Source organism: Streptomyces kanasensis (genome assembly GCF_043077165.1).
Lineage (GTDB): Bacteria > Actinomycetota > Actinomycetes > Streptomycetales > Streptomycetaceae > Streptomyces > Streptomyces changanensis.
Map to the genome: position 1 here is coordinate 557,275 of NZ_JBIBSF010000003.1, position 12,709 is coordinate 569,983.

The following is a 12,709-nucleotide window of genomic DNA, read 5'->3' on the forward strand; positions in this document are numbered from 1 at the left end:
GTGGTCAGAAGTCGGTCGCCAACGGCTCGTCGGCGTCCGGCCGGTGCTGCCGCGGCACGTCCGGGTGGCGTCCCTCCGCCCCGGCGAGCGTCCGTACCGCGTCCAGCTTCGCCGGACGGTAGTACGAACTGCCCCGCCGCCAGTACCAGGTCATCGGAATGAGACCTGCCGCGAGGCCGCCGAGGCCGATCACGACGGACGCGCCGGACAGCTCCGTCAGCGACTCGACGAAGATCCACAGCATGAACACCGAGCCCAGCAGCGGCCACACCCCGCCCAGCAGGAACTCCCGCACCGACGACAGCAGCAGCCTGCGGTAGGCGACGACGGCGGCGAGCCCGGCCAGGCCGTAGTAGAACGCGATCTGCAGCCCCATCGCGCTGACGGCGCCCGAGAGGATGTCGCCCACCGAACCGAGCGCGTTCGCCGCGACGAAGAGCGCCAGCGCGACGGCCCCGACGACGCAGATCGCCACCCACGGGGTGTTCCACCGGCGGTGCACCGCGCCGAACGCGGCCGGCACGGTCCGGTCCCGGCCCATCGCGAACAGCGTCCGGGACACCTGGATCAGCGTCGTCTCCAGCGTCGCCACCGTCGACAGCATCACCGCCACGACGAGCAGCTTCCCGCCGACCCCGGGCCATATCGCGTCCCCGAGCAGGGAGACGGTGTCGGCGGCGCCGCGCGCGGTGACCTCCTCCGCGGACAGGACGACGTTCACGGCGACCGTGAACGCCTCGAAGAGCAGGAAGACCACGCCGACCCCGACGAGCGCGGCGAACCCGGCCGTCCGCCGGCTGTCGCGGGTCTCCTCGCTGAGGTTGCTGGTGACGTCCCAGCCCCAGTACGAGAACGCGGCGATCAGCGCGCCCGACGCGAAGCCGGACACCCCGTCGAAGTGACCGAAACCGAACCACGACCAGTCGAACGCGGCGGCCGCGCCCCCGCGCACCACGGCCCCGAGGACGAACAGCACCAGGATCAGCAGCTCCACCCCGGTGATGACCATCTGGGCCCGCACGGTCAGCCGGGCCCCGCCGAGGACGACCAGCAGCATCACCAGGAACCAGCCGGCGCCCACCGCCGTCGCGAGCCAGGTGTCGTGGGCCAGCGCCGGGTCGAACAGCGACAGCGTCAGCGCCCCGGCGGGCAGCGACCCCGCCACCATGAACAGCGTCGTGGACACCACCAGCGCCCACCCGCACAGGAAGCCGAGGAACGGGTGCAGCGCCCGCCCCACCCAGGAGTAGGCGGCGCCCGCGTTCACGTCGAGCCGGCCGAGCCGCCCGAAGGCCAGCACGATGCCCAGCATGGGCAGTGCGCAGTACAGCAGCGCGGCGGGCGCGGCGAACCCGACGGCGCCGACGAGGACGGCGGTCGTGGCGGCCAGCGAGTAGGCCGGGGCACTGCCCGCGACCGCCATGACGACGGTGTCGAACGTGCCCAGCACATTGGGTCGAAGCCCTCTGCCGGAAGTGTTGCGCATGCCGAACGTCCTTGACTGGCAGGGGAGATGGCGCAGGGACAGCCGCATCGTAGACCCCTGCGTGGAACCCGTCGCTCCACCCCGCTCCCCGGCCCTCGGGTCTCGGACGGCGCGCCCGCGCGGTGCGCGGGCCCGGCGGGCGCCGGGTCCGGACGCCGGGCCCGCGCGTGCCGCTCACCCGTCCCGGTGCAGCACGGCGTCCACGACCAGGGCCCGGTGGTCGCTGCCGGGCAGGTCGAGGAAGCGGGCGCCGCGCACCGCGAAGTCCCCGCTGACCAGCACGTGGTCGATCTGCGTCCAGGGCGGTACGGGCAGGTCCGCGGGCCACGACGGGGTACGCGCCCGGCCGGCCAGCCGGGCCGCGTCGTGCAGCCCGCCCGCCCGCAGCACGGCCCGGAACGCCGCGTGGTCCTGCGCCGCGTTGAAGTCCCCCGCGACGACCGCGGGCGTGCCCCGCCGCGCCGCCGCCTCGTCCCGCAGCAGCCCCAGCTCCCGCCGCCACTCCCCGACCAGGCCCGGTACGGGCGGCACCGGGTGCGCGAGCCGGAGCCGTACCGCCACCCCGCCGACCCGGGTGGTCGCGCCGGGCATGCCGAGGGCCGTGCCGGGCAGGACGTCCGGGCCCGTCAGGGGGAACGCGCTGAACACCGCAGATCCGGCGGCGCCCTCCCGCGCCGCCCCCGCCCGGTGCGGCAGCCGGTCGGCCAGCGCGGCGGAGAGCGCGTCCGCGCAGACCGGGTCGCACTCCTGGACGAAGAGCAGGTCGGGCCGTTCGCGCCGGGCCGCGTCGACGAGCGCGGGTACCGCGTCGCCGTACTCGACGTTCGCCGTCAGCACCCGCACCGCCGCGGCGGCGGGGCCGCGCGCGGCGGTCGTGGCGGGCCCGTACGGCAGGGCGGACCAGACCGCCGCGGCGACCACCCCCGCCGCCCATGCCGCCAGGGCCGGCCGGGCACGTCCCCGCGCGGCGGGCGCCAGCAGCAGCGCAGCGGCCGCCGGGGCGCCCAGCCACGGCAGCAGCGACAGCAGTTGCGGCACGGGCGTGACGGCGTCGGTGTCCAGCAGCCGGGCGGCGCAGGTCACGGTGGGCGCGACGAGCAGCACCACGGCCCCCCACGCCGCCCTGCGGCCCGCCGGTCCCCCTGCCGGCCCCCACGCCGCCCGGCGGCCCGCCGGTCCCCCTGCCGCCCCCCACGCCGGGAGGGGCCGCCGGGCCGCCGTCCCCCGCGCGGGTCTCCCCGCCGGAGCCCACCGCCGGCCCGCTGATCCACTTGCCGGTTCCCCCGCCCGGGTGTGCCCTGGGAAGCGGGTCCACCGGCCCGCGCGCCGCAGGACCCGTCGGGACACCCGTCGGAAGGAGCCCGACCATGGGCGCACACGCGGCACCCGCTCGCCACCGTCGTTCACGGCCCCGCCCGCCGGGCCGTACGGCGGACCGGCACCCCCTGCGCCGGGCCCTGCCCGCCGCCCTCGCCGTCGTCTACGGCCTGTACGCGGGCTTCCTCCACCGGCGCGACGGCCCGACCGACTGGGGCGACGTCCTGTTCGGGCTGGTCTGCGCCGTGGTGTTCGGCGTGCTGTGCCTCGGGCTCGCGCGGGCCCAGGGCTCGCTGCCCCGGGAGACGCGCGGCCTGGCGTACGGGGCGCTGGGCGGGATCGGCGTCGGCTTCCTGTACAGCGCCTCCGGCGGCACGCTCCTGGCGAGCGCCGTGCTCGGCCTGCTCGTCGGCGCGGCCGTCTTCTGCGCGGCGTTCTACGTGTTCTACACCCATGAGTGACCCCGCGGATCGGCCGCGCACCCGCCCGCGCGGACGCCTGCGGCCACGGTAACGCAGCCCGCCCCGCCGGTCACCGCCGGTCACGGGCCGCCCGTACCCGCACGCGCGCCGCATGGCGCCGTGCGGGTGACGGCCGGACACTGGGGGAGTGCCGTCACACCGCGCACCGCGGGCGGCGGGCGGCGCACCACCGGCACCGGCGGCGCGCCGCGGCACCGCTGCCCGGCCGCGCCGCTGCCCGGCCGCACCGTCGCTCCGGCCGAACCCCGGAAGGCCCCGGAACACACCGGAGGACCCCGCCATGACCCCACACCCCGCCGGCCCCGGCCCGGCCGTCCCCGACCTGGCGGTCGAGACGCACGGCCTGGTCAAGGTGTTCGGCGCCACCCGGGCCGTCGACGGCGTCGACCTGCGCGTGCCCGCCGGCACGGTCTACGGGGTGCTCGGGCCGAACGGCGCCGGCAAGACGACCGCCGTGAAGGTCCTCGCCACCCTGCTCCGCCCCGACGGCGGCGAGGCCCGGGTCTTCGGCCGGGACGTGGTGCGCGACGCCGACGCCGTCCGCGGCCGGGTCAGCCTCACCGGCCAGTACGCCTCCGTGGACGAGGACCTGACCGGCACGGAGAACCTCGTCCTCCTCGGCCGGCTCCTCGGCCACGGCCGGACCGCCGCCCGCGACCGCTCCGCGCAGCTGCTGGAGGCGTTCGGGCTGGCGGACGCGGCGGCACGGCAGGTGAAGCACTACTCGGGCGGCATGCGGCGCCGCATCGACATCGCCGCGTCCATCCTGAACACCCCCGACCTGCTCTTCCTCGACGAGCCGACGACCGGCCTCGACCCCCGCTCCCGCAACCAGGTCTGGGACATCGTGCGGGCCGTCGTCGCCCAGGGGACGACGGTGCTGCTCACCACCCAGTACCTGGACGAGGCGGACCAGCTGGCGTCCCGCATCGCGGTCATCGACCGGGGCCGGGTCATCGCGGAGGGCACCAAGGGCGAGCTGAAGGCGTCGGTGGGCTCCGGCTCCGTCCACGTGCGGCTCCGGGAGGCGGAGCAGCGGGACGAGGCGGTCCGGGTCCTGGAGGCGGCGCTCGGCACGACCGCGCAGCTCGACCCGGACCCCGTGGCGCTGACCGCGACGGTCGACGGCGGACGCAGCGAGCTGGGCGCGGCCGAGCAGGCGGCACGGGCGCTCGCCGCACTCGCCCGGGCGGGCGTCACCGTGGACGACTTCGCGCTGGGGCAGCCGAGTCTGGACGAGGTGTTCCTGGCACTGACGGGCAAGGAGGGGTCGGCATGAGCACGACCACGTCGCAGAAGTCCCGGAAGCAGCGGGCCGACGACGCGGCGGTCACCGCTCCGCGCCCCGCGGACCTGGCCGCCCTGCTGGTCACCGGCGCGGACCGGCGGCCACCGCGCCCGTCCGCCCTGTCGGCCTCCCTCACCTTCGGCTGGCGGGCGATGCTGAAGATCAAGCACGTGCCCGAGCAGCTCTTCGACGTGACGGCCTTTCCGATCATGATGGTGCTGATGTACACGTACCTCTTCGGCGGCGCGCTCGCCGGCTCGGTCGCCCAGTACATCCAGTTCCTGCTGCCCGGCATCCTCACGATGAGCGTCGTGATGATCACCATGTACACGGGGATCGCCGTCAACACCGACATCGAGAAGGGCGTCTTCGACCGCTTCCGCACCCTGCCCATCTGGCGCCCCGCCCCGATGGTCGGCTACCTGCTGGGCGACGTGGTCCGGTACCTGATCGCGTCGGCGGTCATGCTCTCCGTGGGCCTGCTCATCGGCTACCGGCCCGACGGCGGGGTGGCCGGGGTGCTCGCGGGCGTGGCGCTGCTGATGGTCTTCTCGTTCGCCTTCTCGTGGATCTGGACGATGTTCGGGCTGCTGCTGCGGAGCGAGAAGTCCGTGATGGGCGTCAGCATGATGGTGATCTTCCCGCTGACGTTCCTCAGCAACGTCTTCGTGGACCCGCGCACCATGCCGGGCTGGCTCCAGGCGTTCGTGAACAACAGCCCCATGACCCACCTGGCCACGTCGGTACGGGAACTGATGGCGGGCGCCCGCCCCTTCGCGGACATCGCCTGGACCCTGGGCTGGTCCGCGGTGTTCGTCACGGTCTTCGGCGCGGTGACGATGCGCCTGTACAACCGCAAGTAGGCGGCCGGGGCGGGGGCGGGGCCGGTGGCGCTTGACCTTCCCGGCGCGGGAAGCCCCACCGTGGGCAGGGCCGGGCAGGGAGCCCGGCGGGGGAGGAGACCGGCCGTGGGATTGCTGACCATCGGCGCGTTCGCGCGCGCCTCCCGACTGTCCGCGAAGGCGCTGCGGCGCTACGACGAGCTGGGGCTGCTGCGCCCGGCCCGGGTGGACCCGCACAGCGGCTACCGCTACTACGCGCCCACACAGTTGGAGCGCGCCCGGCTGGTGGCCTGGCTGCGGCGGATCGGCCTGCCGCTCGACCGGATCGGCGAGGTCTGCGACCTGTACGACGACCGGGAGACGGCCGCGGCGGCCCGCGAGGTCCGCGCCCACTGGGCGCGGGTCGAGGCGGACACCGCCGCCCGCCGCGACCTGGTCGCCTCCCTCCTGGACCACCTGTCGGACCCCCCGACGGACAAGGACACGACGATGACCTCCACCGCCACGCCCGTCGCCTTCCGCTACGCAGCCCTCTCAGACCGGGGCCTGGTCCGGGAGACCAACCAGGACACGGCTTACGCCGGCGACCGGCTGCTGGCCGTCGCCGACGGGTACGGCGCGTCCGGCGCCGACGCCGGGGCCGCCGCGATCGACGCCCTGCGTCCGCTGGAGACCCTGGCCCCCGGCCGGGCCGGTGACCTGCTCAACGCCCTGGAGGACGCGGTCGTCCGGGCCAACGACGCGCTGCGCGGCCACGACGGGTCCGGGACGACCCTGACCGCCCTGCTCCGGTCGGGTTCCCGGCTCGCCCTGGTGCACGTCGGTGACACCCGCGCGTACCTGCTCAGGGGCGGCCGGCTCCTGCGCGTCACGCACGACCACACGGCCGTGCAGGCGATGGTCGACGACGGGCGGCTCACCCCGGAGGAGGCGGCGTCCCATCCGCAGCGCGCGCTGCTCCTGCGCGCGCTGGACGGGGCGGAGCCCTCGGGCCGCGCTCCCGACGTGCGCCTGGAGGAGGCGCGGCCGGGGGACCGCTACCTGCTGTGCTCGGACGGCCTGTCGGCGGTGGTGCCGGAGAGCGAGGTCCAGCGCGTCCTCAGCACCGCCCGCGACCCGGCGGAGGCCGTCCGCACCCTGGTGGCCCTCGCCCACCGGGCCGGCGCTCCCGACAACATCGCCTGCGCGGTCGCCGAAGCCCTGCCGCCCACGATGCCCTGACGGCCGGGGGCGGGTGCCCCGGCCGTTTCGCTTCGGCAGCCGGGCGGCGCGCGGTGCCCCGGCGCCCCGGAGGCCTCGGAGGCTCCGGCGGCGCGGAGGGGCGCCGGGGCTCCGGCCGCCCGCGGGATCTGCCCGGCGGCCCGCGGGATCTGCCCGGCGCCCCTGACCGGCGGGATCTGCCCGGCGCCCCCCACCGCCCCCGCGCGGCCCCCCACCGCCCCCGCGCGGTACCCCGCGCCATCCCCGCGGGGCCGCCCGGAGGCGCCCCCGCCAGCTCACCCCGCACGGACCGGCCGGTAGGGTTCCGGCCCGTGAGCTGCCCGGAGAACACCCCGCCCGTCACCGTCGTCGGCATCGGCGCCGACGGCTGGGCCGGGCTGTCCGGTCCCGCCCGCGACGCCCTGCGCGCCGCGGAGGTCGTCATCGGCGGCGGCGCCCGCCAACTCGGCCTGCTGCCGCGGGCGGAGGTCGCCGCGGAGCGCGTCGCCTGGCCCGTACCACTGCGCCCCGCCGTGCCGCGGCTGCTGGCGGCCCACGCGGGCCGCCGCGTCGCCGTCCTGGCCAGCGGCGACCCGATGTTCCACGGCATCGGCCGCGCCCTCGCCGAGGTCCTCGGCCCGGAGCGGCTGCGCGTCCTGCCGCACCCGTCGTCCGTCGCGTACGCCTGCGCCCGGCTCGGCTGGCCCGTGGAGGACACCGCGACCGTCACGCTGGTCGGCCGCCCCCTCGACACCCTGACCGCCGCCCTGCACGACGGGCGCCGCCTGCTGGTGCTCAGCTCCGGCGCCGCCACCCCGGGCGAGGTGGCCGCCCTGCTGCGGGCCCGCGGGTACGGGCCCAGCCGCCTGCGCGTGCTGGAGCAGCTGGGCCACCCCGACCGCGAACGCGTCCTGCGCGGCACCGCCGAGGAGTGGCCGCACCCGCCGGGCGACCCGCTGAACGTCGTCGCCGTCGACTGCGTCCGCGCGCCCGACGCGCCGCGCCTCGGCGCCGTACCCGGGCTGCCCGACACGGCGTACGAGCACGACGGGCAGCTCACCAAGCGCCACGTGCGCGCCGCGACGCTCGCCGCGCTGGCGCCCGCGCCGGGCGAGCTGCTGTGGGACGTCGGCGGCGGCTCCGGCTCCATCGGCGTCGAGTGGATGCGCGTCCACCCCGCCTGCCGCGCCGTCACCGTCGAGCGCGACCCCGAGCGCGCCGCCCGCATCGCCCGCAACGCCGCCGCCCTCGGCGTACCGGGCCTGCGGGTCGTCCGGGCCGTAGCGCCCGCCGGCCTGGCCGGACTGGACACCCCCGACGCCGTGTTCGTCGGCGGCGGGCTGACCGCCCCCGGTCTGCTGGACGCCTGCTGGGCGGCGCTGCGGCCGGGCGGCCGGCTGGTCGCCAACACCGTCACCCTCGAATCGGAGGCGCTGCTCGCCGACCGGTACCGGCGCCACGGCGGCGAACTGGTGCGGCTCGCGGTCGCGCACGCCGTCCCGGTGGGCGGCTTCACCGGCTGGCGCCAGGCCATGCCGGTCACGCAATGGTCCGTCACGAAGCAGGAGACAGCAGGATGACCGTCTACTTCATCGGTGCGGGCCCCGGCGCCGCCGACCTCATCACCGTGCGCGGCGCCCGCACCCTCGCCTCCTGCGGGGTGTGCCTGTACGCCGGGTCGCTCGTCCCCCGCGAGCTGCTCGCCGAGTGCCCGCCGGACGCCCGGCTCGTCGACACGGCCCGCCTCGACCTGGATGCCATCACCGCCGAGCTGGTCCGCGCGCACGAGGAGGGCCACGACGTGGCCCGTCTCCACTCGGGCGACCCGTCCGTCTTCAGCGCCGTCGCCGAGCAGATGCGGCGGCTGGACGCGGCGGGCATCCCGTACGAGGTGGTGCCGGGTGTCCCGGCGTTCGCCGCCGCGGCCGCGGCGCTGAAGCGGGAGCTGACCGTGCCGACCGTCGGCCAGACGGTCATCCTGACCCGCATCGCCGAGCAGGCCACGGCCATGCCGGAGGGCGAGGACCTGGCGACGCTCGGCCGCAGCGGCGCCCTGCTGGTGCTGCACCTGGCGGCCCGGTACGTCGACCGGGTCGTGGCCGAACTGACCCCGCACTACGGCGCGGACTGCCCGGCCGCGGTCGTCGCGATGGCCAGCCGCCCCGACGAGGTGGTCCTGCGCGGCACCCTCGCCGACATCGCGGCGGCCACGAAGGAGGCCGGCATCACGCGCACGGCGGTCATCCTGGTGGGCCGTACGCTGGCGGCGACGCAGTTCCGGGACAGCCACCTGTACTCGCCGGAGCGGGACCGGCACACCTGCGACTGAGCCGCCCGGCCGGCCGCCCCGCCGGCGGCCCGGCCCGCCTGTCCGGCCGCCGCGCCTCCCCGTCGGCGCACCGCCCCGGGGACCGGTCGATGACAATCCCCACAAGGAAAGTCCGGGCCCCGGGGGCAACTGCACGGCTCGCCCCGGTTTGGGAGTTGGTGGAGCGTCAGCTTCCGCGGCGGTCCGGTCGGCCCCCCGGCCCCTGCCCTTCTCCGGGGCGGGCGGGCTCCCTACGATCGACCCGACCACCGGCGTGACCTGCCGCGTGCGTGACCTCCGCTCCCGGGGAAAGAGCACTCGTGAAGACCAGCCGTACTTTCGCGACCACCGTCGCCGCCACCGTGGCCGCCCCCGTCGTCCTGCTCGCCGCGTCGCCGGCGTCCGCCGGGACGACGACCCCGGCGGCGTCCGCCACCCCGGCCGCGCCCGGCAACCCGGCGGCTCCGGCGGCGCCCGGCACCCCGGCGGCACCTGCCGCCACGGTGGCTGCGGCGCCCCTGGCGGCGCTCCGCAGCCCGGCCCCCGGCCCGACGGCACCGCTGGTGTCCCCGCCGGCCGCGTCGGCCGCCCCTCGCGCGGACGGGCCGTCCGCCGCGGACCTGAAGCGGCTGGAGCGGGCCGTCGCCGAGGCGCGCAAGGCCCTCGACGCCGCCGTCGCCGCACAGGCCGCGGCCGCCGAGGCCCACGAGGAGGCGTACGCCGACACGGCGCCGCTCGCCCGCGCCGCCGCCGACGCCCGCACGGCCGCCGCCACGGCCGCCGAGACGGCCGCCAAGGCCGAGGAGGCACTGAAGGCCGCCCGCGAGGCGCTCGCCGCCGTCACCTCCGACGAGAAGGCCACCCCGCAGCAGAAGGAGGACGCGCGGAAGGCCGTCCAGCAGGCCGAGAAGACCGCCGAGGCCGCCGCGACGGCGAAGGCCGCCGCGGACCGGAAGGTGACGGAGGCGGACGACGCCCTCGCCGACGCCCGCGTCGCCGCCGGCCGGGACCTCGTGACGGCCCAGGCCGCCACCAAGAAGGCCCGCGAGGAGCTGGCCGCCGCGGAGAAGGCCCTCGCCGACGCGAAGGGCGGCGGCCACGGCGTCTGCGCCCGGGACGAGACCGCCGTCGCCGAGCTGGTCGGACTGCCCCAGAAGATCGTGGTGGGCAAGCCGGTCGAGCTGACGGTCCGCGTCACCAACACGTCCGAGCGGACGATGGACCGCGCCTACGGCCAGATCGTGATCGGTTCGGCCGACAGGGGCGTCGTCCCGCCGTTCGGGCTGGAGTGGACCTCGAAGACCGCGCCGGGCTGGAAGAAGGCGGACACCTCCGGGCTCGCCGTCAACGTCGGTCCGCTGGCGCCCCGCGCCGCCGGCACGTACACCCTGCGCCTGAGCCCGGCCGTCGACGCGAAGGCGTGGAAGGGCCGGATCGAGGTGTCCGCCTGGTACGAGCGCGGTGAGGACTGCGGTGCCAACGCGCGGTGGACGAGCCACCCGCTGGAGCTCGGCCTGGCCCCGGCCCCCACCCCGAAGCCGACCCCGAAGCCGACCCCGACCCCGACGCCCAGCAGCTCCCCGAGCCCGCAGGGCGGCACGGGCACCACCCCGCTCGGCACGACCACGACCACCACCACCGGGACGGCGACCGGGACCCTCGCGAAGACCGGTTCCTCCGACGCCCTGGGCGGCTACGCGCTCGCCGCGGGCGCCGCGATCGTGGTCGGCGCGGGCGCGGTGTTCGCCACCCGCCGCCGCTCCACGACGGGCGCCTGACACACCCGCGCACCCCGCGCGTCACCCCCGGGCCGGCCCCGGCCGCGTAGACCCCCGAGTCCGCGGCCGGGGCCTTCGCACGCCCGCACCCTTCACCCCGGCGGCCCCCGTACTCCTTCACCCCGGCGGCCCGCGCACCCTCCGCCCCGGCCCCCCGCCCGCCTTCGGCCCGGCGGCTCCGCACCCCGACGCGCCACCCCCGCGCGCCCCCGCAACCACCCCCACCACCTCCCCACCACCTCCCCACCACCTCCCCAGCACTCGACGCCGCGCCCAACACCCTGCTCCGCCAACCCAGTTGGCGCGACCGGCCGTCCCCGCCCCCGGCCCCCCTCGCCCAGGACCCCGGCAGGTCCCCTTCCCCCACCGGGACACGGTGTGTTCACTTCTCCTCTACCGGGGGCTCGCCGCGCACCGGCACGGAAGCGGGCGCCCACCGTGTCCGCCGTGCGGTCCGCACGTACGAGGGGGAGGCGTCCATGGCAGGAAAGCGAGCCGCGAGGTGATCGCGGCGGTCGGCCACACCGACCTGACCCCGGAGACCCTGGCCCTGGTCGAGGAGGAGCTGCGCACCCGCCTGGAACACCTCACGGACGACGGCACCGGCCTCGTGCGCGCCGCCGCCGGCCTGCCCGTGGCGTTCGGCCGCGCGGTCCGCGGGGCGGGCCGCGGCCTGGTCGTCCTGCTCCCGGCCCAGGGCTCGGTACCGGCCGTGCTCCCCCGCCGCGACCGCCACGCCGCAGGCGAACTCCTCCGCCTGGCCGAGCAGATGCGGCTCATGCCGTACGACCCGGAGGGCCGCGACGCGTGCGTCGGCGCGGACGAGCGCATGATCGCCACCAGCCGCCACGTCCTGGCGGTCTGGGACGGCTCCCCCTCCGACGGGCGCGACGCGACGGCCCACCTGGTCGCCTACGCCCGCGCCCGCGGCATCCCGGTGGACGTGGTCTGGCCCCCGGGCGCCACCCGCCACCCCGCCCCCGCGGTCACCTGACCGGCCCGACGGGGTACGCCTCCGCAGCTGTCCGACCGCCCGGCGTCCCGGAAACGCGGCACCTACCGGGTCGGGGAGCCGCGGCGGGCCCGCCGCGGCGGCCTCCGGCACACCACCCACGTACTGATCAGCACCAGGAGCACCCCGCCGACCAACCACCCCACGGACCCGCCGGCGCGGTAGTCCCTGATCCCGGTGGCCAGGAGGAGACCGGACGGGACGAATCCCGCCCAGTCGAGGACCCGATCCGCCACCGTGGCTCTCGAAGACTCGGTCACGGGGCCGATCCTGACAGGTGGGGATGCCTTCCACCAGGACGGAAACCGCCGACATCGGTGCCGTAGGAACGGTCCGGCCGGCCGGACCGGGGCGAGACGAGCAGCCCCCCGGAGCTCTCGTCGCGGTACCGCAGCGTGCGGTCCCAGGCGATGTCACCCCCCCGGGGCGCTCACCGACGCCGGTGCCCTACACCTGCCTGCAGCATCCGTACTGCCTGCATATGTAGTAGTGGCCCGAGGACCTCATGAGGAAGCCGCATTCCGGACAGGCGGGGACTTGATGCGGATTTACTCTGAGCACGCACGCGTTCTGCATCTTCAATGCGACCTCAGCGGTTTCCCGCCCATGGTGGCGGATGCCTTGCTGCATGAACTCGAATGCGCCGTAGACGTGTCCACACTCCGGGCAGGGGATGCGGTTGGAGTACAGGATCCCTGCATCCGATACACCCAGCTCGGACTCGATCCGCTCTTTCTCCTGGTCTGATACCTCCTCCAGGCCGTATCGCTGCTTCTGTTCAGGGGTCCAGTACCATTCGATGATCGCGTCGTACTGACTCTTCGGCAGGTAGAACGTAGCCGACAAGCCGCTGTGAATGGTGGCCTTCACTATGGATATCACGGTGTGGCCGTCGGTTGAGATGACGGGGTTCCCGCTGCCGACCACTCCATCGATGGAGGCCAACAGGTTTTCCATGGCAATGCACCCGCCTACGATGATGACCGGGTGGGAATT

General features: G+C 76.3%; 12 protein-coding genes. 8 read left to right on the top strand and 4 right to left on the bottom strand.

The features are described from left to right. Window positions 1-4: 4 nt before the first annotated feature. Both ACF053_RS11355 and ACF053_RS11360 read right to left on the bottom strand, forming a co-directional pair. The gene (locus tag ACF053_RS11355; RefSeq protein WP_391953631.1) at window positions 5-1,486 is read right to left on the bottom strand and encodes an APC family permease; all 1,482 of its coding nucleotides are present in this window, start codon (window positions 1,484-1,486) and stop codon (window positions 5-7) included. A 174-nt stretch (window positions 1,487-1,660) separates the two neighbouring features. After that, the gene (locus tag ACF053_RS11360; RefSeq protein WP_391953632.1) at window positions 1,661-2,593 is read right to left on the bottom strand and encodes an endonuclease/exonuclease/phosphatase family protein; all 933 of its coding nucleotides are present in this window, start codon (window positions 2,591-2,593) and stop codon (window positions 1,661-1,663) included. Window positions 2,594-2,853: 260 nt separating this feature from the next. On the opposite strand from ACF053_RS11360, the gene ACF053_RS11365 reads away from it, so the two are divergent. The 8 genes from ACF053_RS11365 to ACF053_RS11400 all read left to right on the top strand — a co-directional run bounded on the left by ACF053_RS11365 (window position 2,854) and on the right by ACF053_RS11400 (window position 11,695). Further along, entirely contained in the window at window positions 2,854-3,264 is a 411-nt protein-coding gene (locus ACF053_RS11365) for a hypothetical protein (RefSeq protein WP_391953633.1), read from the top strand. Window positions 3,265-3,565: 301 nt separating this feature from the next. After that, entirely contained in the window at window positions 3,566-4,564 is a 999-nt protein-coding gene (locus tag ACF053_RS11370; protein WP_391953634.1) for an ATP-binding cassette domain-containing protein, read from the top strand. Then, a complete protein-coding gene (locus ACF053_RS11375) occupies window positions 4,561-5,436 on the top strand; it encodes an ABC transporter permease (protein ID WP_391953635.1) in 876 nt (291 codons plus the stop codon). The genes ACF053_RS11370 and ACF053_RS11375 overlap by 4 nt, the downstream gene beginning before the upstream one ends. A gap of 105 nt (window positions 5,437-5,541) precedes the next feature. Next, window positions 5,542-6,636, top strand: a complete 1,095-nt coding sequence (locus tag ACF053_RS11380) for a MerR family transcriptional regulator (protein WP_391953636.1) — start codon at window positions 5,542-5,544, stop codon at window positions 6,634-6,636. A 311-nt stretch (window positions 6,637-6,947) separates the two neighbouring features. After that, window positions 6,948-8,195 carry a precorrin-6y C5,15-methyltransferase (decarboxylating) subunit CbiE gene (gene cbiE / locus ACF053_RS11385; RefSeq protein WP_391953637.1) on the top strand — a complete coding sequence of 416 codons (1,248 nt, stop codon included), beginning with the start codon at window positions 6,948-6,950 and terminating at the stop codon, window positions 8,193-8,195. Continuing rightward, the gene (gene cobM / locus ACF053_RS11390; protein WP_391953638.1) at window positions 8,192-8,944 is read left to right on the top strand and encodes a precorrin-4 C(11)-methyltransferase; all 753 of its coding nucleotides are present in this window, start codon (window positions 8,192-8,194) and stop codon (window positions 8,942-8,944) included. Before cbiE ends, cobM begins: the two co-directional genes overlap by 4 nt. A 299-nt stretch (window positions 8,945-9,243) precedes the next feature. After that, window positions 9,244-10,701 carry a hypothetical protein gene (locus ACF053_RS11395; RefSeq protein WP_391953639.1) on the top strand — a complete coding sequence of 486 codons (1,458 nt, stop codon included), beginning with the start codon at window positions 9,244-9,246 and terminating at the stop codon, window positions 10,699-10,701. Window positions 10,702-11,203: 502 nt separating this feature from the next. Continuing rightward, entirely contained in the window at window positions 11,204-11,695 is a 492-nt protein-coding gene (locus tag ACF053_RS11400; RefSeq protein ID WP_391953640.1) for a hypothetical protein, read from the top strand. A 62-nt stretch (window positions 11,696-11,757) separates the two neighbouring features. Here ACF053_RS11400 and ACF053_RS11405 read toward each other — a convergent pair whose 3' ends face one another. Next, window positions 11,758-11,973, bottom strand: coding sequence for a hypothetical protein (locus ACF053_RS11405; RefSeq protein ID WP_391953641.1), 216 nt, complete (start codon window positions 11,971-11,973; stop codon window positions 11,758-11,760). A 187-nt stretch (window positions 11,974-12,160) separates the two neighbouring features. Continuing rightward, window positions 12,161-12,670, bottom strand: a complete 510-nt coding sequence (locus ACF053_RS11410; RefSeq protein ID WP_391953642.1) for a hypothetical protein — start codon at window positions 12,668-12,670, stop codon at window positions 12,161-12,163. Window positions 12,671-12,709 lie beyond the last annotated feature (39 nt).

What these genes read in the sequence shown, in the direction of transcription:
- ACF053_RS11355 (WP_391953631.1), bottom strand. Translation starts at nt 1,486, where the DNA reads ATGCGCAACACTTCCGGCAGAGGGCTTCGACCCAATGTGCTGGGCACG.
- ACF053_RS11365 (WP_391953633.1), top strand. Translation starts at nt 2,854, where the DNA reads ATGGGCGCACACGCGGCACCCGCTCGCCACCGTCGTTCACGGCCCCGC.
- ACF053_RS11370 (WP_391953634.1), top strand. Translation starts at nt 3,566, where the DNA reads ATGACCCCACACCCCGCCGGCCCCGGCCCGGCCGTCCCCGACCTGGCG.
- ACF053_RS11375 (WP_391953635.1), top strand. Translation starts at nt 4,561, where the DNA reads ATGAGCACGACCACGTCGCAGAAGTCCCGGAAGCAGCGGGCCGACGAC.
- cobM (WP_391953638.1), top strand. Translation starts at nt 8,192, where the DNA reads ATGACCGTCTACTTCATCGGTGCGGGCCCCGGCGCCGCCGACCTCATC.
- ACF053_RS11410 (WP_391953642.1), bottom strand. Translation starts at nt 12,670, where the DNA reads ATGGAAAACCTGTTGGCCTCCATCGATGGAGTGGTCGGCAGCGGGAAC.